General features: G+C 61.6%; 21 protein-coding genes. 9 read left to right on the top strand and 12 right to left on the bottom strand.

All coding sequences use genetic code 11. The features are described from left to right. Positions 1-32 precede the first annotated feature (32 nt). Positions 33-1637: an RNA repair transcriptional activator RtcR gene (gene rtcR / locus ACFQDI_RS16555; protein ID WP_377168757.1), complete on the top strand. Its 1605-nt coding sequence runs from the start codon at positions 33-35 to the stop codon at positions 1635-1637. Here the strand turns inward: rtcR and ACFQDI_RS16550 are convergent, their stop codons facing one another. Next, positions 1638-2393, bottom strand: coding sequence for a pseudouridine synthase (locus tag ACFQDI_RS16550; RefSeq protein WP_377168755.1), 756 nt, complete (start codon positions 2391-2393; stop codon positions 1638-1640). It abuts the gene before it with no gap. A gap of 110 nt (positions 2394-2503) precedes the next feature. Between ACFQDI_RS16550 and ACFQDI_RS16545 the strand changes: the two genes are divergently transcribed. After that, positions 2504-3217, top strand: a complete 714-nt coding sequence (locus tag ACFQDI_RS16545) for a L,D-transpeptidase (RefSeq protein WP_377168753.1) — start codon at positions 2504-2506, stop codon at positions 3215-3217. A gap of 3 nt (positions 3218-3220) precedes the next feature. Here the strand turns inward: ACFQDI_RS16545 and rsgA are convergent, their stop codons facing one another. Together rsgA and ACFQDI_RS16535 are read right to left on the bottom strand one after the other, a co-directional pair. Continuing rightward, the gene (gene rsgA / locus ACFQDI_RS16540; protein ID WP_377168751.1) at positions 3221-4345 is read right to left on the bottom strand and encodes a ribosome small subunit-dependent GTPase A; all 1125 of its coding nucleotides are present in this window, start codon (positions 4343-4345) and stop codon (positions 3221-3223) included. Continuing rightward, entirely contained in the window at positions 4333-5850 is a 1518-nt protein-coding gene (locus tag ACFQDI_RS16535; protein WP_377168749.1) for an OpgD/OpgG family glucan biosynthesis protein, read from the bottom strand. The genes rsgA and ACFQDI_RS16535 overlap by 13 nt, the downstream gene beginning before the upstream one ends. A gap of 99 nt (positions 5851-5949) precedes the next feature. Between ACFQDI_RS16535 and ACFQDI_RS16530 the strand changes: the two genes are divergently transcribed. After that, the gene (locus tag ACFQDI_RS16530) at positions 5950-6573 is read left to right on the top strand and encodes a DUF2238 domain-containing protein (RefSeq protein WP_377168747.1); all 624 of its coding nucleotides are present in this window, start codon (positions 5950-5952) and stop codon (positions 6571-6573) included. On the opposite strand, the gene ACFQDI_RS16525 is transcribed toward ACFQDI_RS16530, so the two are convergent. From ACFQDI_RS16525 to ACFQDI_RS16495, 7 genes are read right to left on the bottom strand one after another with little or no spacing between them, the layout of a single operon-like run. After that, positions 6563-7159, bottom strand: a complete 597-nt coding sequence (locus tag ACFQDI_RS16525; RefSeq protein ID WP_377168745.1) for a 3-keto-alpha-glucoside-1,2-lyase-like domain-containing protein — start codon at positions 7157-7159, stop codon at positions 6563-6565. The two genes, ACFQDI_RS16530 and ACFQDI_RS16525, sit on opposite strands and share 11 nt — an antisense overlap. After that, complete coding sequence (locus ACFQDI_RS16520; protein WP_377168743.1) at positions 7156-7761, bottom strand: hypothetical protein; 606 nt, start codon at positions 7759-7761, stop codon at positions 7156-7158. Before ACFQDI_RS16520 ends, ACFQDI_RS16525 begins: the two co-directional genes overlap by 4 nt. 11 nt (positions 7762-7772) lie before the next feature. Further along, complete coding sequence (locus ACFQDI_RS16515) at positions 7773-8756, bottom strand: C-terminal binding protein (protein ID WP_377168741.1); 984 nt, start codon at positions 8754-8756, stop codon at positions 7773-7775. A 19-nt stretch (positions 8757-8775) separates the two neighbouring features. Beyond that, positions 8776-10215, bottom strand: a complete 1440-nt coding sequence (locus ACFQDI_RS16510) for a DUF1501 domain-containing protein (protein WP_377168739.1) — start codon at positions 10213-10215, stop codon at positions 8776-8778. Positions 10216-10222: 7 nt separating this feature from the next. Then, complete coding sequence (locus tag ACFQDI_RS16505) at positions 10223-11593, bottom strand: hypothetical protein (protein WP_377168737.1); 1371 nt, start codon at positions 11591-11593, stop codon at positions 10223-10225. A 20-nt stretch (positions 11594-11613) separates the two neighbouring features. After that, a complete protein-coding gene (locus tag ACFQDI_RS16500; protein WP_377168735.1) occupies positions 11614-14550 on the bottom strand; it encodes a DUF1553 domain-containing protein in 2937 nt (978 codons plus the stop codon). Next, a complete protein-coding gene (locus ACFQDI_RS16495) occupies positions 14547-15251 on the bottom strand; it encodes a FadR/GntR family transcriptional regulator (RefSeq protein ID WP_377168733.1) in 705 nt (234 codons plus the stop codon). Before ACFQDI_RS16495 ends, ACFQDI_RS16500 begins: the two co-directional genes overlap by 4 nt. A gap of 155 nt (positions 15252-15406) precedes the next feature. Here ACFQDI_RS16495 and ACFQDI_RS16490 point away from each other — a divergent pair, with 155 nt between their 5' ends. Next, on the top strand, positions 15407-16099 hold the full coding sequence (locus ACFQDI_RS16490; RefSeq protein WP_377168731.1) for a hypothetical protein: 693 nt from the start codon (positions 15407-15409) through the stop codon (positions 16097-16099). A gap of 69 nt (positions 16100-16168) precedes the next feature. Continuing rightward, positions 16169-17146 (top strand): ArsR/SmtB family transcription factor, encoded by a 978-nt coding sequence (locus tag ACFQDI_RS16485; RefSeq protein ID WP_377168729.1) that lies wholly within the window; start codon positions 16169-16171, stop codon positions 17144-17146. Here the strand turns inward: ACFQDI_RS16485 and ACFQDI_RS16480 are convergent. Continuing rightward, the gene (locus tag ACFQDI_RS16480) at positions 17115-18758 is read right to left on the bottom strand and encodes a serine hydrolase (protein ID WP_377168727.1); all 1644 of its coding nucleotides are present in this window, start codon (positions 18756-18758) and stop codon (positions 17115-17117) included. The two genes, ACFQDI_RS16485 and ACFQDI_RS16480, sit on opposite strands and share 32 nt — an antisense overlap. Positions 18759-18841: 83 nt before the next feature. Here ACFQDI_RS16480 and lpxK point away from each other — a divergent pair, with 83 nt between their 5' ends. From lpxK to ACFQDI_RS16460, 4 genes are read left to right on the top strand one after another with little or no spacing between them, the layout of a single operon-like run. Next, positions 18842-20065, top strand: a complete 1224-nt coding sequence (lpxK, locus tag ACFQDI_RS16475) for a tetraacyldisaccharide 4'-kinase (protein ID WP_377168725.1) — start codon at positions 18842-18844, stop codon at positions 20063-20065. Continuing rightward, positions 20065-20889 (top strand): formate dehydrogenase accessory sulfurtransferase FdhD, encoded by an 825-nt coding sequence (fdhD, locus tag ACFQDI_RS16470; RefSeq protein ID WP_377168723.1) that lies wholly within the window; start codon positions 20065-20067, stop codon positions 20887-20889. The genes lpxK and fdhD overlap by 1 nt, the downstream gene beginning before the upstream one ends. Then, positions 20886-21308, top strand: coding sequence for a hypothetical protein (locus tag ACFQDI_RS16465; protein WP_377168721.1), 423 nt, complete (start codon positions 20886-20888; stop codon positions 21306-21308). The genes fdhD and ACFQDI_RS16465 overlap by 4 nt, the downstream gene beginning before the upstream one ends. Next, entirely contained in the window at positions 21305-22426 is a 1122-nt protein-coding gene (locus ACFQDI_RS16460) for a cysteine desulfurase family protein (RefSeq protein WP_377168719.1), read from the top strand. The genes ACFQDI_RS16465 and ACFQDI_RS16460 overlap by 4 nt, the downstream gene beginning before the upstream one ends. 5 nt (positions 22427-22431) lie before the next feature. Here ACFQDI_RS16460 and ACFQDI_RS16455 read toward each other — a convergent pair whose 3' ends face one another. After that, positions 22432-23649 (bottom strand): MFS transporter, encoded by a 1218-nt coding sequence (locus ACFQDI_RS16455; protein ID WP_377168717.1) that lies wholly within the window; start codon positions 23647-23649, stop codon positions 22432-22434. Positions 23650-23697: the final 48 nt, after the last annotated feature.

Below are 23697 nucleotides of genomic sequence, written 5' to 3'. Positions count from 1 at the left end.
TTATTATCTTATTAGATACAATTTTATCTTTAATGCCATACTCCAGACCAACCATCGTCTTCGGATTCCTCGGTTCGAACCTGGACCGTGCCTCTGGTCCGGAAAGATGGTCGAAATGGCGGCCTACGGTGGCAATGTGTCAGCAGGAGGATTTGCTGATTTCACGGCTGGAACTGCTGGTGGAGCCGAAATTTTCAGAACTGGCGCGGCAGGTGAAGGCGGACATCGAGAAAGTGTCGCCGGATACGATGGTGGTGGTGCATGAGTTCCCACTGAAGGATCCGTGGGATTTTCAGGAAGTGTATGAGCGGCTCTATGACTTTGTGCGTGGCTTCAGCTTCGACACGGACAAGGCGGACTACCTGATCCATCTCACGACAGGCACGCATGTGGCGCAAATCTGCTGGTTTTTGCTGAACGAGGCGAATTTCATCCCCGCGCGACTGCTGCAGACCTCGCCCTCGCGTGAAGGCGGGCGTGATGCGAGCGCGGCGGGGCGGTATGAGATCATCGATCTCGATCTCTCGAAGTATGACCGGCTCTCCACGCGCTTTGCGCAGGAGCAGGAGCGCGCGCTGGATTTTCTGAAGAGCGGGATCGCAACGAAGAGCAAGAGCTTCAACAAGCTGATCGGCCAGATCGAACTGGTGGCGGTGAACTCCAAGGCACCCATCCTCATCATGGGGCCAACGGGTGCGGGCAAATCCATGCTGGCAGGCCGCATCTACGATCTACGCCGCGAGCGTGCGGGACTGGGTGGCAGGTTTGTCGAAGTGAACTGCGCCACGCTGAGGGGAGACCAGGCGATGTCCGCACTGTTTGGCCACAGGCGCGGGGCCTTCACGGGTGCACAGTCGGACAGGCCAGGCCTGCTCAAGGAGGCGGACAAAGGGCTGATCTTTCTGGATGAGATCGGCGAGCTGGGGCTGGACGAGCAGGCCATGCTGCTGCGTGCGCTTGAGGACAAAACCTTTCTCCCTCTGGGAAGCGACAAGGCGGTGCAGAGCGACTTCCAACTCATCGCAGGCACGAACCGCGATCTGCGTGCGCAGGTGGCTGCGGGGAAATTCCGCGATGACCTGCTGGCACGCATCAACCTGTGGACCTTCACGCTGCCCAGTCTGGCAGAAAGGCGTGAGGACATCGCAGCCAATCTCGACTTTGAGCTGGAGCGCTTTGCCAAAACGCATCGGCGTCAGGTGCGCATGAACAAAGAGGCTCGGGAGACCTTCCTTAAATTTGCCCGCAGCCCGGAGGCGAAATGGAGCGCGAACTTCCGCGACCTGAACGCGGCAGTGACGCGCATGGCCACGCTGGCACCCCGAGGCAGGATCACCGTGGAATGCGTGGAGACGGAGATGGCGCGACTGCGCGAAGGGTGGCGCGAGGTAAATGCCAACATGCCGCAGACAGGAAGCACTGTGCTCAATGAGGAGCAGAGGGCGGCGATTGATCCTTTTGACCTGGCTCAACTCGACTACGTGCTGCAGGTCTGCCGGGAGAGCAAAACGCTCTCGGATGCGGGACGAAAGCTCTTCGCCGTCTCGCGCACCAAGCGGGCGAAGATGAATGATGCCGACAGGCTCAAGAAATATCTGGCCCGCTTTAAACTGCGCTGGGATGACTTGGCGGAGTGATCACACCGCAGGCTGACGAGCACGCAGTTTCGTGATCTCGTTCTTGCTGAGCTCGCGCCACTTGCCTTTTGGGAGACTGCCGAGCTCCAGCGTGCCGATCTTCACACGCATGAGGCGGAGGACCTCGATGTTGAAGGCTTCCAGCAGGCGGCGGATGTGGCGGTTGCGGCCTTCATCCAGGATGACTTCGAGCCACATGTTTTTTTCGCCGGCACGGAGAATTTTGACCGCCTTGGCGGAGAGGTGGCCGCCTAATTCTTCATCCTCGACGCCCTTCCGGATCTGGGCGAGACGCTTTTCATCCACAGTGCCGCCGATCTGCACGTGATAGGTTTTGTCCACATGCGTGTCGGGGTTGGTGATGGCGTCCGCCCAGGTGTTGTCATTGGTGAAGAGCAGGAGGCCCTCGCTGGCCTTGTCCAGCCGGCCCACGGGGGAGAGATGCGGCAGACGGGAGCCCTCAAAGCAGGAGTACACCGTCTCGCGCCCGAGCTCGTCTGAGGCGCTGGTGACGAGGCCGCGCGGCTTGTTGAGCATGACATACACCTGCTTTGCCTGATTGATGCTGACGTCATCCATGATGATGACGTCTTTTTTGAGCACCACGGGGAATTCGGGATTCTTCCGCACGACGAGGTTCACCTTCACCTTTCCCATGCGAATCAGCTCGGTGGCGCGGCTGCGCGAGCAGAAGCCCAGCTTTGACATGGCGCGGGCGAGTCCGGTGCGGGTGGGGGGGGGCGGCTGTTGTGACATGCAGGCAGAGTTAGCGCATGCGTGACAGCTTTGCCGGTGGAATCTGCTGGTGAAGAGGCATGAACGGGCAATAACTGCGGCACCAACCTCGTTTGCCAATAACGAACCGCATGACTTCACGACGCGCAACCAAGCTGATCTTTCCCCTGCTTGCCTGCCTGCTGCTGACGTCTCACGCATCTGCAGCGACGATCGACGCGATCACCTTTGCGGCCGAACCCGGAAAGCTGTTTTTGCCGGCCAACGAAGCGTTGGATGAGCTGAAATGGCCGGTGGCCCGGAATGATAAAGGAAGAATCTCTCTGCTGAACGAAATGGAAGTGAAGGCCGGAGTACTGCGCACCCTGCCAGACGGCACCGAACTGGTGAGCACCGATCTCCTGGCCCAGGCCGGAGCGCAGGTGGCAGCACCGGATGAAGAAGGTCGTGTGAAGGTGGGTGGATTGTTTCGAGGCTTCACCTTGAAGGTCGGAGCGCAGCGGGTGGTGGTCAGCCTCAAACGACAGCAGCTCCAGGGATGGCAGGGCGACCGCCTGGTGCTGCAGACGCACATCAGCTCCGGCCGCAATGGGCGCACGCCCGCAGGTGAATTCCGCGCGGGCCCCTTCCGCACAGCGATGCATTACTCCACGCTGTACCAAAATGCGCCGATGCCCTGGAGCGTGCAGATCAACGGCAATGTCTTCATCCATGGCTTCACCAGCGTGCCTGATTACCCTGCGTCGCATGGGTGCATCCGGGTGCCGCTGACGAATGGCAACCCGGCCAAGTTTTTCTACGAGTGGGTGCTCAATGGCACGCCTGTGAGCGTCACGAAGGATTGATGCTCAGGCGCGTGGCCTCAGGTCGCGCTCGATGTCCTCACGATCGACGCGGTTGCGCGCCTTGATTTTGTGGTCCCGCTTGTTGCGGCGCTCGACGGTCATCTGGCGTTTTTTGCGCTGCTTGCGCAGTTTTGCGATCTCGTCTTCCAGCTTCAAGTAGCCCTCATACCGCTCCGCATCCAGCGTACCAGCCTCCACCGCGCCGCGGATGGCGCAGCCGGCGTCGGAGCCGTGCTTGCAGTCGCCGTATTTGCACTGGCGGGCGAGTTCGTCGATGTCGGCAAAGCGTTCGCGCAGCGTGGTCTCATTCGTCCACATCTGCACTTCCTTGATCCCGGGGTTGTCGATGATGATGCCCCCCTTGTCGAGCACGAGGAGCTCGCGTGCGGTGGTGGTGTGGCGGCCTTTGCCGGTGATCTCATTCACCTCGTCCACCCACTGCCAGTCTTCCCCGAGCAGCAGGTTGACCAGCGCGGATTTGCCCACACCGCTGGAGCCGATGATGGCCACGCTCTGGCCGCGCTTGAAGTAATCTTTCAGCACCTTGAGCCCCTTGCGTTTTTTCACGCTGGTCACATGCACGTCGGCATCGGAATTCAGCGCCCGGATCGCCTCTGCGGCCTCCTGGTTTTGTTTGTCGGGATAGAGGTCGGCCTTGTTGACCAGCACGACGGCTTTGGCACCGCTGCGAGCGATGAGCGTGAAGTAGCGCTCCATGCGGCGCAGGCTGAAATCTGGACCGGCGTCGGTCACGACGATGACTGCATTCACGTTGGCGGCGATGACCTGCTCCTCGGCGCTGAAGCCGGAGGCCTTGCGGGAAAAGCAGGTCTGGCGCGGCAGGCGGGCGCGAATGATGTTGTCGCCATCTTCGCCGCCCACTTCCAGGGCCACCCAGTCGCCCACGGCGGGCAGGTCGGCGTCGGTTTCGGCATCGTGATAAACCTTGCCGCTGAGGATGACCTCAAACTCGTCAAAGCCCTTGGCTCCGTCCTCCAGCAGCGCGCCGTAGCTGATCTTGTTGTCACGGATGAGGCGCGCGGGCTTCCAGCCCTGGGCATGGTAGGGCTCAAAATGCTTCGCAAAGAAGTCATTCCAGCCGAGGTCGATGAGGCTTAGCGACGCCATTGGTACATCCAGCGTTCAGAGATGACCTTCTTTTCGTCCTTCAGCTCCATCATGATTTCCAGCAGGTTGGAGGCCTCGGGAATGTCGAGCTTGAAGAAGGCGCGCCAGCCGCCGGTCTCGTTGTTGCGCATCACACGCTTGTCCAGCACCTTGCCTTCGCCGCCGCTGAGCACCACGTCGATGTCGGGCGTCCAATCCTTGGGCTTGCCTGCGCCGGTTTCACCGCCCTTGGCAAAGTCGATCACGTAGAGGTGGTCGTCGGAATCCATGACAAAGCCACGGCGGGAGCTGATGACTTTGCACAGCGTGCCGGGCTCGTGCTGATCCAGCCAGCTCAGCTTGTACTCCACCTTGAGCGGCTCCTGGGGAGTGGCTGGCAGGTGGTCGGGCTTCCACATGGCCACGATGTTGTCCCAGGTCTCCTCGCCGCTGGAGAGCTCCACCAGCGTCACCGCACCTTTGCCAAAGCCGCTGACGGGCTGCACCCACACTGCCGGACGGCGGTGGTAGTTGGCCTCCAGATCCTGGAAGTTGTTGAAGTCACGATCACGCTCAGCCAGGCCAAAGCCCTTCAGGTTTCCCGTTTCGAAAATGCTCAGGCGCATGTCGCGGCTGACATCCAGCGGACGCCAGATGCTGGGGCCGCCCTCGATCTCGATCTGCAGGCCGTCCGAATCATGCACCTCAGGGCGGAAGTCATAGGGCTTGGGGTGTGAGTTTTCGCCAAACCAGAACATGCTGGAGAATGGGGCGATGCCGAGCATCTTGACCGCTTTGCGCAGGTGCAGAGTAGCCTTGATCTTCATCTCGGTGCTGACGCCCGGGGTGGACTCAAACTCATACGCGCCCGTGACGCTGGGGCCATTCAGCAGGGCCAGCAGCTTGAAGGACTTTTCCCCCGGCTTGGACTGCTGGAACCAGAAGTGGGTGAAATCGGGAAACTCCTCGGGCTCACCGCCGATGGTATTGACCGCCACACCACGCGCGGAAATGCCGTAGCCGAGCTCTGTGGTCACCGCACGGTAGTAGCTGGCCCCCATGAAAACCATGAACTCAAAAGGATGCTTCACAAGAGAGTCAGGCGCCAGCACACGGAAGCCGGCATAGCCCACTGGATTTTTGGCGCCGGCAGGTACTTTGAGCTCGCCGTAGTCGAAGTGGCTGCCGTCAAAGGGCACGCCTGAGGTCCTGGCATCCTGGATGTTGTAAAACACGACCGGCTTCTTGAACATCCAGCCGGGATGAAAGAACTCCACGCGGAAGACATCTCCCTGATCGGCAAAGAGCGCCTTGTCACGGCGAAAGCGGATCTGCCGGTGACCGTCATACTTCAGCCCTTCAAAAAAGGGATCCAGCTGCTGCGTGGGCGCCTGATAGGGCTGCAGGGCCAGCTGAGCGGCCACTTTTTCGAGATCGGCAAAGCCTTTGACCGATTCCAGGGCGACCTGGGCCGGACTCGATGATGCAGCTAGGATCAGGGCGGCAAACGGGAAGATGAATTTCATGCGGGAGGGGTGTGCTAGGATGCAGCACACAGGATGCCAGTCAACCTGTGTAGCAGGAAGGTCTTGCCAAAGCCCCGGCCAGTCCTGCATCTTTGCGGCATGTCCTCCGCCGCCCAAGTGAAGCTGCTGCCAGTCATTCTTTTCAACGCCGCCTACATGCTCGCCGCCGTTGTGGGAGCCGTGGTTCAAGGCAACCGTGAGTTCATTTTTTACATCGTGGTCATGCTTGTGCTGATCAGCGTCATCGGTGCCGTCCACCGCAGCGTGAGGCTGACCACTCCCCTGCTTTGGGCCTTTTCGCTGTGGGGTCTGGCCCACATGGCCGGGGGCCTGTGCCCCCTGCCCTCCGGCTGGCCCTACAATGGCGACAATGAGGTGCTCTACAGTGCGTGGCTCATCCCCGACCTGCTGAAGTACGACCAGATCGTACACGCCTACGGCTTTGGCATCACGACCTGGGCCTGCTGGCATATTTTGAGCCATGCGCTGCGGCAGCCAGATGGCGGGGCTGTGCGCCCCACGTTTGGCATCCTCACTCTCTGCGCGGCGGCGGGCATGGGCTTTGGCGCGCTGAATGAAGTGATCGAGTTCATCGCGGTGCTGACGATTCCCAACACCAATGTCGGCGGCTATGAAAACACGGGCTGGGACCTGGTTTCAAACTTGGTAGGGGCCACGATCGCGGTGGTGATCATCCGCCGCCGCTGCCGGGTCAGCCGCTGATCTTGAGCCCGCGAAACTCCAGCGCCCCGGCTTTTTCTCCCTCAGGACCGCCAGACTCGCCACCGAGGCCAAAGGTCAGCTTTTCCTCGGCAATGCAGGGATGGCTGGCTGAGATCGTCTTACCATCGACCGTGGCGGTGATGCTTTCGCCTTTGAACACGACTTTCACCTGATGCCACACGCCAGCAGCCAGAACATTGGGCTGCTTCAGCAGCTCGGTGCTCTCGCCTTTCTTCGGATGCGCCAGGATGCGCAGCTCACGGATGCTCATGACCAGGTGCACGATGTGCCCTCGCTCCTGGGCGCCGTTGAAAATGATGCCGGCAAACTGGGCCTTTCCCTCCAGTCGGAACTCGCACTCAACGACGCCATCCTTGAGCGGAAATTTGCGCACCTTCAGCGGTCCATGACGGCGCGGCCCTGATTCAAAACCACGCAGGATGCCATCCTTGGCCGTCCAGGTGCCCAGGCCCCAGTACCAGTCTTTGGACAGGCCGTCAGCAAAGCTCTCTTCGAGCAAAATCTTCACTTCGGCCCCCTGGAGCTGAATGCCCAGCAAAAGCAGCAACCACACGAGCTGCCTCATGGCTTGGTCTCTCCGCTGATCTTGAGATTGCGCACCTTCACGGATTTACCGGCTGCGAGCCAGCTCTGGCGCTTGGGCGTGGCCAGAAAGGCATGCTGCGCCTTGAGCTCCTGGCCGTCGAGATTGGCGGCCATCTGGTCGCCCCGCCACTCGACGCGCAGCTTGTGCCATTCGTTGGGCTTCACGGTCAGCGGCAGCTTGGCGATGGTGTGAGAGGGCTTCGCGGAATCTTCGGCAATGCTCAAACTCGTGGCATTGACGACCACACGGCCCACATGCTTGTCTGAATCACAGCCGACAAGGAAACTGCCCGGACCTTCGATGAGAAACTCCACCTCGATGGTGGCGCTGGCGAGCCCCACCTTGTGATGAAGCACGGGAATGTGCTTCTGCTCCGGCAGGTCCAGCACGCTGAGCACTCCGCCTTCGGCTGTCCATTTGCCTTTGGCGACGCTGAAACTCGCGTCCAGCGGGCCTTTGAAATCAGGCGCGGCCAAAACGGGCAGCACGTGGTCGTTCAGCAGAGGTTTGGAGTCTTCCGCGAGAGCAGCAGATGAAACGAGCAGACCCAGGGAGGCGGCGAAAAGATGGCGGAGGTTCATGGTGTGATGGTTTAAGAGGCAACGCCGTTCACAATGTTTTCTAACGGCTCATTGCGCACAGCCGCCAATGCGATGCGTGCGGAGGTGCTGCGCATCTCGATTTTGCTCTCCACGCTACAAAAGGCGGCATGGCAGGTGGCGATGAGGTTGGGGGCCGCAGCCTCCTCCTTGGTGCGCAGAGGCTCGTCTTCGATCACATCCAGCCCGGCACCGGCGATGCGGCCCTCGTTGAGCGCCGCGAGAATGGCGGTCTTTTTGATGATGGCGCCACGTGCGGTGTTAACGACAAAGGAGCCGGGTTTCAGCAAGGCCAGCTCGCGCTCAGAAATCAGGTGCCGCGTTTCCTCACTCAGCGGGCAGTGCAGCGAGAGCACATCGGTCTGCGAGAGGAGTTCATCCAGGCTGCGACAACGGGTGATGCCGACGGCTTTGTCAGCGCCATTCGGGAGGTAGGGGTCATGGAATATAACGCGAAAGCCGAGCGCCTTGGCGCGCAACGCCGTGGCGGTGCCGATACGGCCCAGGCCGACGATGCCGAAGGTGAGAGTGCTCAGGCGGCGAAGCTTTGGCGTGACGCGGATGTTCCAGCCGAGCTGCTTGGCCTCGGCATCCAGCGGCAGGATCTGCCGGCAAAGGGCCATGGCAAGCGCGATGGCGTGGTCTGCCACCTCCTCGGTGCCGTAGTCAGGCACATTGCACACGGCGATGCCGCGCTCGCGTGCTGCGTTCACGTCCACGCTGTCAAAGCCCACGCCATTGCGGATGATCGCGCGACAGTTCTTCAGCCGGGCGATGCCTTTGGCGGTGAGCGGCATGTTGTGCCAGATGATGATGGCATTAGCGCCGCAGACCTCATCGGTCAAATCGGCGTCAGTTTCGCAGAGCGTGCGGGTGACGCGTGCGGCACCGCCGATGATCTGGCGTTCGATGTTGGATTCAGGATCACCTTGTGGAGAGGTGGTCCAGTCGATGATGGCGATGTGAGGTTGGGACATGTGAAAATGCAGTGAGAACCTATGTGAGAATATCTTTGATGACGTGTCCATGCACGTCGGTAAGTCGGCGATTGATGCCATTGTTGTAAAAGCTGAGCTTCTCGTGGTCGATGCCCAGCAGATGCAATGCGGTGGCGTGCAGATCGTAGCAGTAGGCGGGGTTTTCTGCGGCCTTGGAGCCGAGATCATCCGTGCTGCCGTAGGCGGTGCCGCCCAGGATGCCGCCGCCGGCCATCCAGGCGGTGAAGGCGCCGGGATTGTGGTCGCGCCCCTTCCCCTGCGCGGCAGGCTGACGACCAAACTCGCTGGTGCATATGACGAGGGTGCTGTCCAGCATGCCGCGAGATTTGAGATCACGCAGCAAGGCTGCGGCGCCGGAGTCGAGCACCTGGCCCCAGTAGCCGTGGTCGCGCACGAGGTCTTCGTGGCTGTCCCAGTTCGGGCGGATTTTTTTGGCCGTGGTGTTTTCTGCGCCGCAGTAGATCTGCACGAAGCGCACACCGCGCTCAACGAGGCGGCGGGCGAGAAGACACTGGCGGCCAAAGGGGCCGATGTCTTCGTGATCGAGCTGGTAGAGCTGCTTGGTGACGTCCGTTTCGCCGCGCAGGTCGGTGACTTCGGGAGCGCTGAGCTGCAGGCGTGCCGCGAGTTCATACGCAGCGATGCGGGCTTCGAGTTCCGTGTTGCCCGCACGTTCGGCGGCGTGGGCGCGATTGAGGAATTGCAGAAAATCGCGGCTGGTCTGCTCGGTGTCGCCACGCAGTTGCGCGAAGCTTTTGGGCGGAAACAGATCGGCGATGGGCGGCTTTTCGGCATCGGTCTGCAAGGTCGTGCCCTGATGCACGGCAGGGAGAAAACCCGCGCCCCAGTTGATCACGCCCCCGGGCGGCAGGCCGCGCTGATCAGGCAGCACCACAAAGGCGGGCAGGTTTTCGCTTTCGCTGCCGAGGCCATAGGTGACCCACGCGCCCATGCTGGGGAAGCCGGGGAGGATGAAGCCGGTATTGGCCATGAACATCGCAGGTCCATGCAGCGCGCTTTTGCTCTGCATGGAATGAATGAAGGCCATGTCATCGACACAGGTCGCGAGCTGCGGGAAGAGATCGCTGATCCAGCGCCCGCACTGCCCGCGCTGCCGGAAAGGCCAGTAGCTGCCCTGGCAGTTGCCCGGCTTGGAGGCGAAGAACTGCATCTTGCCATCGGGATCGAAGGGCTTGCCGCTGCGCTTAGCCAGCTCCGGCTTGTAGTCCCAGGTATCCACATGGCTCAGACCGCCGGGGCAGAAAATCTGAATCACAGCACGTGCCTTTGCAGGCAAGGGAGGCTGCTTGGCGGAGAGCGGATTTGTCACGCCCCGAGCGTCCCGCTCGAGCAAGGAAACGAGGGCGATGCTGCCGAAACCGCCGCCGATTTTCTGAAGGAAATCGCGGCGTGAGGGGCCTGTGAAGTGAGTACTCATAGGGAAGTTAGCGAATCCAAATGCCTTTTCCGGAGCCTCCCTGCGGCGTGGTCTTGGGATAGTCGGGATTGGGCTTCAGCTCGATGACTTTGACGACCTCATCGATGGGCAAATCGGCCTTTGCCTCCTGCCAGCGAACGCCGGAGACGCTCAGATTGCGCACCGTGCAGCTGAGATCGGGGGAGAAGATTTCGGTCCAGGTGGCCGGGTCGTCCGCCTTACGTTTGTAGGTCTGCGATTTGGGGCCGAGTTCGATGAGGCGGAAATCCGCTGCGAGCGGGAAGTTGAGCTTCACGCCGCGGACGCTCAGGCTGTCAGTGTTGGCGTGGACCTGGATGCTGCCAGGACGTTTGAAGCTGAGGTTTTCGAAGACGATACAGCGCAGCGTGCCGATGCCTGCGCTGGCGTCTTTGTCGCGTCCGATTTCGAGATTCGGCTGATCGTAGAGCTTGAAGTCACGGATGCCGGCAACGTTGCGCACAGTGATGTCGTGGATGGGGCAGTCGAGTGTGGAGCCATCACTAAAGCGCTTCACGCCGGGAAGCAGGCGGATGGAATTTGCCGACGGCACGCCATCAGGCGAGCCATGGATCTCTTCGATGACGATGTGATGAATGGCCCCAAAGCTGGGCGCGTAGTTTTTCCATTCCCAGGCGTTCAGAGCGACGGTGTCATCATGTGAAACGCCGCTCACGCGACGGATGAGCCCTTGGCTGGCCGGGGCGTTTACATGCACTCCGTCACGCCCGTGACGATCCAGCGTGACGCCATCAACGGTGAAATCAGTGACGTTGGCCAGATGCACCGCGAAGGCCCGGCTCTGGCGCACGGTGATATTGCGAACGGTCACATGACGCACGTTGTGAAGAAGAATGACGCCATGCGTCCCAGGCACAGGATCTTTCTTTAACGATGCGCCACGTTGGTTGCCGTTGCCGTCCTTTATGCCATTGGCCAGCGTCGTCCAAATGCCGCCTTCGATGCTGATGCCGGTGTCGGGCTTGGTGTCTTCAGGCACAGGCTGGTCCGCAAAACCGACCATATGCTCATTGCGCACCATGCAGGTATTGGTGCCGGGTTTCAGCCGGATCTCGGCGTCTGGATCTGCCGTGAGCTTCTGACCGGACTTCAGGATGATCGGCCCATCGAGGTAGTAGGGCTGATCGCGCTTCGGCAGATGGACTGTGTTGTCTTTGTCGAGAGCAGTCTGAATGGCGGCGTTCCAGATGTTTCCCTGCACTTTGCGTGTCAGGGGTTTTCCCGCTGCATCAGGCCAGATTTCAGTCCAGACCGATGCATGCGCCAGTGATGGATCGACCTCCGCGGCAGAGAGCGATGCAAGCAGGCCTAATAAAAATGGAATGATTGGTTTGATCATGGGAGCAAGTTCGGCCTGCATCAGTCGAGGTAAACAAACTCATTCGCATTGATGAGCATGCGGCAGAGGGCAAAGAGCCCCTGCTCGGCGACGAGATGGGTGGCGGCGCTTTGTTCTTCAGCCTTCGGCTCTCTTTGAAAGCAGAGAAGGAAGGCCCGCCGGATGGCGGCTGCACGTGAGTCGGTTTCGTTTTCGATGCGGGAGACAAGGTTCGCGGCCTGCTGCAGCATGAATTCGTTGTTGCTCAACGTGAGCGCCTGCAGCGCTGTGGTGGTTTGTGCACGGGCCGGTGTGAGATTGGCGGGATCAGGGCAGTCGAGCGTGGACATGAACTGATGCGGCGTGGTGCGCACCACGAAGCGGTAGATGCTGCGGCGCAGCAGCTCGGGCCTGTCAGGCGTGATGTAGTCGTAGATGGGAGCGTAGGCCTCGGTGAAATTGAAATCACGGTAGCCGGGGCCGCCCATGGCGGGGTTCAAGGTGCCTGCGACACTCAGCACGGCGTCGTGCACGGACTCGGCATCCAGGCGGCGCGGGTTCTGCCGCCAGAGCAGGCGGTTTTGGGCATCCAGACGATTTGCCGTTTCATCGGGCAAAGCGGACTGCTGCCGATAGGCGGCGCTCATGACGATGAGCTTGTGCAGGTGCTTCAACGACCAGCCGCTCTGCAGCAGCTCACTGGCCAGCCAGTCGAGCAGTTCAGGGTGCGAAGGCCTGTCGCCGCCGAGACCGAAGTCACTGGGAGTGCTGACGATGCCCTGTCCGAAATGATGATGCCAGAGCCGGTTTACGAGCACACGGCTGGTGAGCGGATTGGCCGGATGGGTGATCCACTCTGCCAGCAGGCGGCGGCGCTGGCCCTCGGGCGTTTCATTTGTGCCGAAATCCATGCTGGCATGGCGTGCCCAGGCAAATGCCCCGGGCTGCACCTGCTGCTGCGGATCTTCAGGATTGCCCCGCCGCTGCACCCTGACCAGAGGCGGCTGTGCTTCGCTCACGACGGCATAGACTTTGGCCGGATCTGCCTGCGCTTTAAGTCCTGCGTCGAGCCTGGCGGCTTGAGCCCGCAATTGCTTCAGCTTTTCCTGATCAGCAGCCGTGAGCGTGCTGTGCTCCACCTCGGGCACCAGCCGTGCAGCGCCCAAAAACAGCAGGTCGCTGCCGATGCCGTCGCCGCCATCTGTGGCAATAAGGGTGAGCGTTTTCGCCGCCGCCGGAATGGCGATGTCCAAATGCGTGAACTCATCTTTGCGCATCTTGAGCTTCTGAAACTTGCGCTCCGCATCGACAAAGACGGTGAAGTCCGCACGCGAGGCCGCAGCACCGGCATCCGCACCAAAGCCTAGCGCCGCCGTCAAACGCATGTCCCCCAGGCCGCTGCTCCGACGGATTTTCACGAGGTCAAAGGTGATTCCGCTGTTTGCATGCAGCCCGAGAATGGAATGATCTTTCTCTGCGTAATCAACGCCACCGATTTTGGTGCTGCGCTGCGCATTCAGCGGGCCGTTGCGAATGGCATCCCACGTATGTCCGCTGGTGGCTGGCAGTCCTTTGACCTCCTGCTTGGCGGCCACGGGCACAGGGTTCCGGCCATCGGGAACAAAGACCCAGGAGACAAAACGGTCTGCATCTGCCACCTCCGCAGGCCACTCGATGCGCTGCGGTCTGTTCGTCTGGATGTCGCGATGATAGCCGAGCTTTCCCGTCGTGAGACTTCCTGTTCTCAGGTCGATGCCACGGCCTTTGACACCCCCGCCCGCCATGCCGGCAAGATCCAGCCCCTCCCCTGCCAGCTTTGCGATCTGGGCACGTGTCTGCGCCAGCTCCTTGTTCAGACGCGCTTTTTCCTCAGCCACGTGTTTAGCCTCCGCCGCGTCCACCTCGCGGTCTCCGCGCTTCACTCCGGCAAACACAGCCCACAGCCGGTAATATTCCTCCTGCGTGACGGGGTCTAGCTTGTGATCATGGCAGCGCGCGCAGTTGATGGTGATGCCCATCGTCGAGGTGATGACCTGCGTGACCATGTCATCCAGATCGCCTGCACGGGCGGCACGCCTGAGCATCTCGCTCTTCGTTTCCACCTGCCCCACAAAGTCCCACGGCCCGGCGGCGAGGAACCCGGTGGCGATGACGGCCTTGGTATCATTTGGCGCGATCACGTCTCCCGAAATCTGCTCGCGGATGAACTGGTCGTAAGGCTTGTCGGCATTGAGAGACTCGATGACGTAGTCGCGATAGCGCCACGCATTGGGCCGCAGCTGGTCGCGCTCAAAGCCGTGCGTGTCGGCATAGTGGGCGATGTCCAGCCAATGCCGCGCCCAGCGCTCGCCGTAGTGCTGGGAGCGCAGCAGCTCATCCACCAGCTTTTCATAGGCATTGGGGTCGGCATCTTTCACAAACTGCTCCACACGCTCCGGCGCAGGTGGCAGACCGAGCAGGTCAAAGCTCAGGCGGCGGATGAGCGTGCGACGATCCGCCTGCGGCGACATCTTGAGTCCTTTTGTCGCAAGCTTTGCCGTGATCAGCGAATCGATCGTGTCGTCCTTGGACGCGCGCCTGACAGGCTGCACCGCCCAGTGCTGCAGGCGCCTGTCAGTGGCGGCATCTTTGTCAGCAGCATTCTCAGGCCAGACCGCGCCTGATTGAATCCAGTCCTTCACCTGCTGAATCTGCGCCGGTGAAAGCGGCTCGCCCTTGGGGGGCATCCGCTCATCATCCTGCGTCGAGACGATGCGCTGATACAGCAGGCTTTTGCCAGCATCTCCCGCCTGGATGGCAGCACCGTCATGGCCTCCTTTGAAGGCGAAGATTTTGGCATCGAGGCGCAGCTCTCCCTTCTGCTTCTTTGCGCCATGACACTCGACGCAGCGCCGCTCCAGCAGCGGGCGGATGTCCTGATCGAAATCAACGGCCCGCACAGATGCAGCCGCCATGAGGATGAAGAGCGTCGTTTTCATCGTTTGGCTTTCGTCTTGGCGCCCGTCAGGTCGCGCGCTGCTTCGTCCATGTGGTGTTTCATCGCTTCGGCGGCCGCACCGGCATCATGCGCCGCCACCGCATTCAGGATGGCGGCGTGGTGGTCGATGGCCCGCTGCCTGCCCACGTTCCCAATCGTCACCCGGCGGCTCTCACGCCCCAGATCAGCCAGAGATTCCAGCATGAGCTTCAGGATCTCATTTCCTGCAATGCGGGCCAGCGTGCGATGAAAGTCGATGTCCGCCTCCACCTCTTCGTCATGGGTCTCCGCCGCCACGAGCCGCTCGTGCACGGTGCGCAGCTGCTTCACATCAGCGGCCCTGGCTTTCAGCGCAGCCTGTCGTGCGATCTCGGGCTCGATCACTGCTCGCGCCTCGATCAGTTGCCGCAGTCTCTCAGCCGCCTCCGGCAGCAAAATGGCCACGGAGCTGCTCAGCGGCTTGTGCAGACGGTTCACAGCCCGGATGCCGCTGCCATGGCGGATCTCCAGCAGTCCTTGCAGTTCCAGACGTTTGGTGGCCTCCCGCAGCACCGTGCGGCTCACGCCCAGGCTCTCGGCCATCTGCCTCTCCGGCGGCAGCCTGCCGTCGCCGGAGCCGGCTTCATCCCGCAGCTGAAGCGCCAGCCGTGTACACACCTGCTCAACGAGCGAGGGGGAGGATTTGAGAGGAGCTATGGTCATCGTATTGGTAGGAGGTCATACCAATTACGCCACCTCTGAAAAACTCTTTCGTGTCTCTTTTCCGCCTCCCCGGCATTCTCGCGCTCGCAGCACTTGAAACTTGAGCCTCCCCCCAAACGCGGGAAATTGCCCGGTCCCACCTCCAGCCGCGCCGCATGCCCTTCCGTGACACCCTGCTCAATCTCGCCATCACCTTTGTGCTGGTGCTGATCATCGTGCTCGTGGCTGTGCTGCTGAAACAAAACCACCCGCCGCCAGCGCAGGCGCTGCCAGTGGCTGTGGCCCATGTGCCAGGAGGGCAGGCTCAGACTGATCCCACACGTGCTCCGCTGCCGGAGTTCAGGATCTTCCCCAAGGCCCGCCTCATTGAAAGCCGCGCCAACGAGGCCGACACGCTGCGCATCAAGGTCAGCGACACCGAGGACGAGCACATCTTCGTGCTTTACTACGTCGATGCGCTGGATGCCTCCCTGACCCACCCGCAGCGTGTGCAGGATCAGGCGCGCTACTTTGGCGTGAGCAGCCAGCGTGTCATTGAGGAAGGGCAGCGCGCAGTGCATTATGTGACGCAGCTGCTCAAAGACCACACCTTCACCGTGATGACACGCTGGGAGGAGGTGCCCGGCCTCAGCCGCTACTATGCCCTGATCATCGTGGAGATCAGCCCCGGCAAACAGGTCTACCTGGCAGACCTGCTGGTGCAGCAGGGCTACGCCCGCGTGGCTGGCGTAACCTCCAGCCTCCCGGGAGATGCCCGCTCCATCAATGACTACGCCCTGGAGCTCCAGGGACTGCGACGGCAGGCACAGCAGGGCAAGGCGGGCATCTGGGCCGCGTCCAAGCTTTGAAACAGCCGCCTCACAGGTGCAAAACTCTGGCATTGATGAATCATCATACGTTGATACGATGACTTCACCTTGGCCTCCGTCCTCAAATCTCTCAGCCTCATCGCCGACCCCACCCGGGTGCGGCTGCTGCTGCTGCTCAAGCAGGAGGAGCTGAGTGTGGCGGAGCTGCAGGAGGTGCTCTCCCTGCCGCAGTCCAACATCTCCGCACAGCTGGCCAAGCTCAAGACGGCTGGACTGGTCAGCGACCGCCGCAGTGGCAAGAACCGGCTCTACCAGCTGGACCAGCCCGGCACCAAAGACCAGCCCACGCATGAGCACTTCCTAGCCCTGCTGGAGGCTGCCGGCGCTGAACTGCGCGAGGTGGCCAAGGATGCCGACGCGCTGCAGATCGTGCTGCGCAAGCGCGCCCAGACGGCCAAGGCCTACTTTGACGCACTGGCCGGGAAGTTTGGCCGCCACTACATCCCCGGCCGCTCATGGAAGGGCCTGGGTGAGACGCTGCTCAAGCTCATGCCGCCGCTGGTCATCGCCGACCTGGGCGCTGGCGAGGGCACCCTTTCCCAGCTTCTGGCGGAGCGCGCCAAAAAAGTGATCGCCGTGGACAGCAGTGAAAAGATGGTGGCTTACGGTGCGGAGCTGGCGCAGAAGCACGGCTTTGCAAACCTCGAATTCCGCCTCGGGGACATCGAGGCACCGCCCATCCCGCCGCTGAGCGTGGACCTCGTTTTCCTCAGCCAGGCACTGCACCACGCGCAGAATCCGGAAAAGGCGCTCAAAGCAGCCCATGGCATCCTGCGGCCCGGCGGTCGCATCGTGGTGCTGGATCTGCTGAAGCACCAGTTTGAGCAGGCGCGCGAGCTGTATGCCGACGTGTGGCTGGGCTTCTCCGAGAGCGATCTGCATGAGATGCTCGCCAAGGCGGGCTTCAAAAAGATCGAGACCAGCGTGGTGCACCGGGAGAGCAAGAGCCCGCACTTTCAGACCGTGCTGGCGCTCGCAGAAAAGGAAAACCGCCTCACTGCTTCGGGGCACTGGATGGGGTCTTAACCCTTGGTGCGGGCACCGTCAGTCCGTTTTGCAGCAGCGTAAGGCCATTGATCTGTTTGTCATCATCTCGGGTGAAGACGAGCGCCGCCTGCACCACATCGTATTCGAAGCGGTCGGCCTCCGTTTCAAAAACAGGCGCGGCAGGCTGGCCTTCCATCTGGGCGAAAAGCGTGCGCCCCTTGACTGAGACGGTGAGCTTTTGCATCCCCATCAGCGCGTACTCGCCTGCATAGGGCTGCAAGGCCTTGGCAGAGCCCAGCTTGTAGTCCGGCGGCGGTTTGGCACTGAGCTTTGCGGTGATCTCATTACCATTTTGAAAAAGGGTCACCGACCGGATGGCGCCCTCGGCGCGGTTAAAGCCGACCTCAGCCGCCACCTCTTTCATAAAAAAGCGGTCGGGGCCCTTGGCAAAAAGCCGCAGAAACATCTGCCCGGTCAGCTTTAGGTAGAGGTTTCCACCGTCGAGCTTCACGATGAAGCTCGAGTTGCGATCAAGTTCATAAAGCCCGGGGTACTGTTTCAGCATCTCCGCCGGCAGGGAGGTCTCTTTCTGCGTCGCCGGATCGAACGGTTTGACGGTGGTGGTGCCCGCAATCACCTCGCTGCCTCCCAGCGCGTTGCTGTTGATCAAGACCACACGCACGATGCCGCTGGCCGGTATCACCTGCAGCCCTGAGCAAAAACCTCCGGTGCCACCGTCATGGTGGAGCGTGGCATCGCCATCAAACTTTCCCAGCAGCACCCCCAGGCCGATCTGCCCACCCATGGAGGGCGCATCTGCCTGCGGCTTCAAAGCCAGTGCAAAGGCCTCCTTCAAAGGAGTCTGGTCAGGATGGAGCAGCGCCTCGCCAAATTTCATGAGGTCTGCCGCCGTGCTGCGCAGCGCGCCACACCCGGCCAGCGCGGCCATGTGCCAGGGCTTGGTTGCCTTTGCTCCATCATGTGGCATGGCGCGCGGCAGCCTGGCCTCAGGCTGCGGCGCCGTGTCCTTCATTCCCAGCGGCAGGCATATTTTCTCCACCACAGCCTTGTCCCATGACGTCTGGCATACCCCGCCCAGCAGATGCCCCAGCAGCCCCATGCCGAGGTTTGAGTAGCCAAAGGCGAAAGGGCTTTCCCCCTCCAGCTTTGCGGTGGCGAGATAGCTCCACAGCAGCTTCTCATCATAATTCGCATACGGGTCATCCTCCGCCATACCGGCGATGGCATTCTCCGGCAGGCATGGCAGCCCGCTGGTGTGGGTGGCCAGCTGCCTCAGCGTGATGGCTGCCACGCGTGGATCAGCAAACTTCACCTTCCCAGCCAGCATACCGCCGATGGTGGTGTCCAAAGTCACCTTTTTTTCCACCACAGCCTGGGCCAGCAGCAGCCCGGTAAAGACCTTGGTGATCGAGCCTATCTCAAAGACAATCTGCTCCGGCTTTGCCTCTCCGGCCTCCGGGGCTTTGCCGGCCATCGCATAGCTCACCTGGCCGCCGATGAGCTCCCCGGTGACAATGCAGCCAGCCGGGAGCAGCTTTTGCCTTCGCGCCGCCGCCTCGGCCAGAGTACCGGCCTGGGCCCATGAAACGGCTAGCAGCAGACAGGGCAGCATTCGGACGATTGTTTTCATTTCCATAAGGCTACAAAACTCCGCAGCAATCAGCAAGGCGTCTCGTTGACGTGGCGCGCTTTCCCGCCTCCTATGCCCTTCTTGTGAGAGACACCCTGGAAGACATCGAAAACTTCGTCATCGACGTGGTGATCAACAACCGCCGTGGCATCCGCGCATCGCTGCTGCGGGTCGTTTTCCGTGGTCTCTCGGGCATTTATTCCGCCGTCGTACGCACGCGGCTCTATCTTTACCGCCACCGCTATATCCATGACCACCACCTGGGGGTGCCTGTCATCAGCGTGGGAAACCTGACCACCGGCGGCACCGGCAAGACCCCCGTGGTGGAGATGCTCTCCAAGGCCCTGCACGAGCACGGCCGCAGGGTCTGCATCCTGAGCCGGGGCTACAAAAGCAAGCGGCAGAAAAAGCTCCCCTTCACCAAAAAACTGGCCTCACGTCTGGGCCTCATCCCCAAGCCCGCAGAGCCTCCGCCGCGCATCGTCTCCGATGGTGAAAAGGTGCTTCTCGACTCCCACAATGCCGGAGACGAGCCTTTCATGCTGGCCAAGAACTGCCCCGGCATCCCCGTGGTGGTGGACAAAAACCGCGTGAAAGCCGGAGCCTTCGCCATCCAGCATTTTGGCGCGGACGTGCTCGTGCTCGACGACGGCCTGCAGTACCTCAAGCTCAAGCACCGGCACGACATTGTGCTGATCGACAAAACGGCCGCCTTTGGCGTAAACGGCTACATGCTGCCGCGCGGCACCCTGCGCGAGCCCCCCCGCAGCCTGCGCCGCGCCAGCTACATCTTTATCACCAAATCTGACGGGGACAGCGAGGATGTGGTGAAGCAGATCCGCCGCTACAACCGCGCCGCCGAGATCATCGAGTGCCGCCACCGCGCGATGCACTTTGAAAACATCCACACCGGCGAGCGCATCCCCATCGACGGCCTGCGGGACAAGTTTGTCGGCGCACTTTCGGGGATCGCCGTGCCGGAGAGCTTTGAAAACGGCCTGCGCAAGCTGGGGGCCAAGGTGGAGGTGACCGCCCGCTTTGCGGACCATCACCGCTTTCGCGGCCCTGAGCTGAAGCAGTTCATCGAGCGCTGCTCCCGGCGGGATGTGCACTGCATGGTCACCACCGAGAAGGATTACGTGCGCTTTTCCAAGCTGCCGGAGTCTGACATCCCCTTCTACTTCATGCGCGTGGAGATCGAGATCATCCGCGGCCGCGATGTCTTTGAAAAAATGGTGCGCCTCATCGCCGAGCCGCGCCGCGTGCCTGCGGGCGTGCTGCCTGCGGATTTCATGGAGGCATCCTGATGAGCGCTGAAAATCCAGCCATGGCCGCCGTGCATCTGCACAAGTTGAGCACCGCCGGTGGCGCGGCTGAAGTGGACGATGTGACCGCCCGTGAAGAGCCGCTGGAAATCCGCGTGGAGGGCCGCTCCGTGGCCGTGGTGATGCGCACGCCGGGGCACGACGAGGAACTGGCGTGCGGCTTCCTCGTGAGCGAGGGCGTGGTGAAAAACCCGCGTGACATCCTCGAGGTCTCCCAATGCCCCAGCGTGAACAACAAGCATGGCAACATCGTGGATGTGCTGCTGGGCGGCGCAGTGGTGAACTGGGACTCCCTCACCCGCCATGTCTTCAGCGCCTCAAGCTGCGGGCTGTGCGGCAAGACCAGCATCGAAAGCGTGTTCCAGCAGTTCCCTTCCGTGAATGGAGACTGGCAGGTGGAGCCAAAGCTCATCGCCAGCCTGCCCGACAAGCTGCGTGCGGCTCAGGAAACGTTTTCAAAGACCGGCGGCCTGCATGCCAGCGGCCTTTTTGATCTGGAGGGCCGCCTCATCGTGCTGCGCGAGGACGTGGGCCGCCACAATGCGCTGGACAAGATCCTCGGCTACGCGCTCCAGCGCGGCATGCTGCCGCTGGACCGCCACATCCTGCTGGTGAGCGGGCGCGTGTCCTTTGAGATCATCCAGAAGGCGCTTGCCGCGCGCATTCCCCTGCTCGCCGCCATCTCCGCCCCGAGCAGCCTGGCGGTGGATTTTGCCCATGAGGCGGGCCAGACACTCGTGGGCTTTCTCCGTGGAGAAACCATGAATGTTTACACGCATCCGCAGCGTGTGAAGATGGCACCATGAAAAAAGCGAATCCCATTGTCCTGATCATCTGGGGAGCACTGTGCAGCTCGCTCTGCCTGTATGCCGTGATGCTGAGTTCGATGACTTTCGCGCCATCCAAGAGCGCCCCCGGTGCCATGGGGCAGGTCATCGCCCTCATCGCCGGAAGTGCCACGGTCCTGAGTTTTTTGCTGCGCAGGCTTCTGCTCGGCGGCTTCACCTCGGGTGCGCTCAATCCTGACGATCCGGAGCAGCGGGGCCGCTTCATCGCGGGTCATGTCGTGGTCTTTGCCTTGAGCGAAGGCATCGGCGTGCTGGGGCTTGTCAACGGCCTCCTCTCCAATGGACAGGGCGGCTCATGGCTGCCTTACCTTGGGCTCTCGCTCGCCCTCATGCTGCTGCACATCCCGCTGCCATTCCGTTTCAAACCTGCTGCATGAACGGCTACTTTGACCACAATGCCACCACCCCGCTGCACCCCGCCGCGCGAGATGCCTGGCTGCGGGCCAGTGAGAAGCACTGGCACAATCCCTCCAGCCTCTACCGCGATGCCGGCATGGCCAGCCAGCATCTGGAGTCCGCGCGTGAACGGCTGGGCACGCTGATCGGGACGGACGCAGAGCGCATCGTCTTCACCTCAGGAGCCACAGAGTCCAACAACGCGCTCTTCGCCCCCCTGCCGCCAGATGCGCTCGTTTTGATCTCCGCCATCGAGCACCCCAGCCTTCGTGAGGCCTCGCGTGGCAGACAGGTGCTGGAGCTTCCTGTCAACACCGACGGTGTCGTGGAACCCGACACCCTCAAAAGCCACCTCTCCGCCCACCGCCCGGCGCTCGTCTCAGTGATGGCGGCCAACAACGAAAGCGGCACCCTCCAGCCCTGGCGCGAGCTGGCGGCGCTTTGCCGCGCACACGGCGTGCCGTTTCACACGGACGCCGCGCAGTGGCTCGGCAAGATCGATGCCGCAGATCTTGGCGAGTGTGATTTCATCACCGGCAGCGCGCATAAGTTTGGCGGCGGCAAAGGCTGCGGCTTTCTGGTCCTGCCGTCCGAAGATTCACGGCTCGGCTTCATCCGTGGCGGCCCGCAGGAGCATGGGCGCCGTGCGGGCACGGAAAACTATCCGGCCATCGAGGCCATGGTCACAGCCCTAGAGTCGCTCACTCTGCGCTTGGGCGAAGTCGCGCAGACACAAAGCGGGCTGCGTGATGCCTTCATCGCTCAAATGCGGGCGCGTTTCGAGCCTCTGCGCGTCATCAGCGAATGCTCACCCCGGCTCTGGAACACCGTGCTCATGGTCATGCCGGAGCACGACAATCTGAAATGGCTCACGCGGCTCTCGCGGCGCGGTTTCAGCATCTCCACCGGCTCGGCCTGCAGTTCAGGCAAAGAGGGCTCCTCTGTGGTGGTGACGGCGCTCGGCGCCAGCGCGGCTGAACTGAAACGCGTCGTGCGCATCAGCAGCGGCTGGGAGACGACGGCAGAAGACTGGCAGGCGCTCGCGGTGGCTTTCGAGGAAGTGTTTGAAGAGCTGAACCGTGGCGGCAGGCCACAGTAGAAGGCTCACGCTCCTGGACGCGGACGGATCAGCAGCACGAGCAGTAGCGAGAACACACAGACCATGGCGAAGACGCCGAAGATGACGTTGAGCGGTATCTGCATGTCGCGCATCCTGCCGAAACCCCAGTCCGCCAGTCCGCCGCACATCATGCTGACGAAGTTCATGAGACCGTAGCCGGTGGCGCGCATGTGAGGCCGCACAATCTGGCTGAGGATGGGCATGTTGTTGCAGTCAAAAAAACCCCACCCGACACCAAACAGGATCAGCGAGGCGATGGCGAGCCCGAAGGAGTTCAGCGCAGGGGCATTGCCCACGCCAAACATGGCGGGAACGATGAGCATCATGCCGATGGCGCTGACGTAGATGCGGCCACGGTCGCTGCGCCGCATCCAGCGGTCCGCCAGCCAGCCGCCGAGGATCGCGGAGAGCAACGCCGCACCCTGCCAGTAAAGAGCGGCAGACACTCCGGCCTTGCCCTGGCTGATGTCGAAGGCCTTTTGCAGAATCGCCGGCATCCAGTCGCGCACCACCCAGGCGGCGAGAGCGGGCAGAGTGAAGTAGAGCACCAGCAGAATGAAATTGCGATTGCAGAGCAGTTCTCCAATCGCACCGCCGCGTCCGGCAGGCATCAGAGCCTCCTGAGTGTCCGTCTGCCGTGGCACGTCCCGCAGGAGCAGGAGCAGCGGGATGGCATAGAGGATGCCGGCCAGCCCCGTGAAATCGAACATGAAGCGCCAGCCGAGCTCAGGCTGATCTGCCACAAAGCCGGCAAAGCCGCCGACCATCACACCGCAATAAATGCCCATCTGATGCACGCCGATGGCGCGCGAGCGCGTCCCGGCGGTGTGATAATCCGCGATCAAGGCCAACGCCGCAGGGATGTAAAAAGCCTCGCTGATGCCCATCAGCGTGCGCGCCCAGTACAGCTCATTGAAGCTGCTCACATGTCCGGTGAGCCAGGTGATGAGCGACCATACGAACAGACTGCCACAGATTGTCAGCCTGCGGCTGAAGCGGTCTGCGATGTACCCGCCGATGGGACTGCAGATGGCATAGACCCATTTGAATGACGCCAGCATATGCCCCCAGTTTTCCTCCGTACCGATGTCCTTGATGTCGCCCATCACAGAGACCTTCATCGAGGCGATCATCTGGCGGTCCAGGTAGTTCAGCAGCGCCACTGGAAACAACAGCCCCACGATGAGCCACGCCCGGCGCATGAGGGGTGATGAAGTGTCAGCTTGGGTTGGAGACAAAGACATCCGCCC

It is taken from the genome of Prosthecobacter fluviatilis, from assembly GCF_042655725.1.
In the GTDB taxonomy this organism is placed as follows: Bacteria; Verrucomicrobiota; Verrucomicrobiia; order Verrucomicrobiales; family Verrucomicrobiaceae; genus Prosthecobacter; species Prosthecobacter fluviatilis.
Note: the sequence above shows the minus strand (reverse complement) of the source record. Positions and strands in the feature narration are given on the sequence as shown.

Excerpts from the sequence above, each read along its gene's own strand:
- ACFQDI_RS16515 (WP_377168741.1), bottom strand. The coding sequence starts at position 8,756 with ATGTCCCAACCTCACATCGCCATCATCGACTGGACCACCTCTCCACAA.
- ACFQDI_RS16480 (WP_377168727.1), bottom strand. The coding sequence starts at position 18,758 with ATGAAAACAATCGTCCGAATGCTGCCCTGTCTGCTGCTAGCCGTTTCA.
- fdhD (WP_377168723.1), top strand. The coding sequence starts at position 20,065 with ATGAGCGCTGAAAATCCAGCCATGGCCGCCGTGCATCTGCACAAGTTG.
- ACFQDI_RS16505 (WP_377168737.1), bottom strand. The coding sequence starts at position 11,593 with ATGATCAAACCAATCATTCCATTTTTATTAGGCCTGCTTGCATCGCTC.
- ACFQDI_RS16535 (WP_377168749.1), bottom strand. The coding sequence starts at position 5,850 with ATGAAATTCATCTTCCCGTTTGCCGCCCTGATCCTAGCTGCATCATCG.
- ACFQDI_RS16460 (WP_377168719.1), top strand. The coding sequence starts at position 21,305 with ATGAACGGCTACTTTGACCACAATGCCACCACCCCGCTGCACCCCGCC.
- ACFQDI_RS16495 (WP_377168733.1), bottom strand. The coding sequence starts at position 15,251 with ATGACCATAGCTCCTCTCAAATCCTCCCCCTCGCTCGTTGAGCAGGTG.
- ACFQDI_RS16510 (WP_377168739.1), bottom strand. The coding sequence starts at position 10,215 with ATGAGTACTCACTTCACAGGCCCCTCACGCCGCGATTTCCTTCAGAAA.
- ACFQDI_RS16545 (WP_377168753.1), top strand. The coding sequence starts at position 2,504 with ATGACTTCACGACGCGCAACCAAGCTGATCTTTCCCCTGCTTGCCTGC.
- rsgA (WP_377168751.1), bottom strand. The coding sequence starts at position 4,345 with ATGGCGTCGCTAAGCCTCATCGACCTCGGCTGGAATGACTTCTTTGCG.
- ACFQDI_RS16500 (WP_377168735.1), bottom strand. The coding sequence starts at position 14,550 with ATGAAAACGACGCTCTTCATCCTCATGGCGGCTGCATCTGTGCGGGCC.
- ACFQDI_RS16465 (WP_377168721.1), top strand. The coding sequence starts at position 20,886 with ATGAAAAAAGCGAATCCCATTGTCCTGATCATCTGGGGAGCACTGTGC.
- ACFQDI_RS16525 (WP_377168745.1), bottom strand. The coding sequence starts at position 7,159 with ATGAGGCAGCTCGTGTGGTTGCTGCTTTTGCTGGGCATTCAGCTCCAG.
- ACFQDI_RS16530 (WP_377168747.1), top strand. The coding sequence starts at position 5,950 with ATGTCCTCCGCCGCCCAAGTGAAGCTGCTGCCAGTCATTCTTTTCAAC.
- ACFQDI_RS16490 (WP_377168731.1), top strand. The coding sequence starts at position 15,407 with ATGCCCTTCCGTGACACCCTGCTCAATCTCGCCATCACCTTTGTGCTG.
- ACFQDI_RS16550 (WP_377168755.1), bottom strand. The coding sequence starts at position 2,393 with ATGTCACAACAGCCGCCCCCCCCCACCCGCACCGGACTCGCCCGCGCC.
- rtcR (WP_377168757.1), top strand. The coding sequence starts at position 33 with ATGCCATACTCCAGACCAACCATCGTCTTCGGATTCCTCGGTTCGAAC.
- ACFQDI_RS16520 (WP_377168743.1), bottom strand. The coding sequence starts at position 7,761 with ATGAACCTCCGCCATCTTTTCGCCGCCTCCCTGGGTCTGCTCGTTTCA.
- ACFQDI_RS16455 (WP_377168717.1), bottom strand. The coding sequence starts at position 23,649 with ATGCGCCGGGCGTGGCTCATCGTGGGGCTGTTGTTTCCAGTGGCGCTG.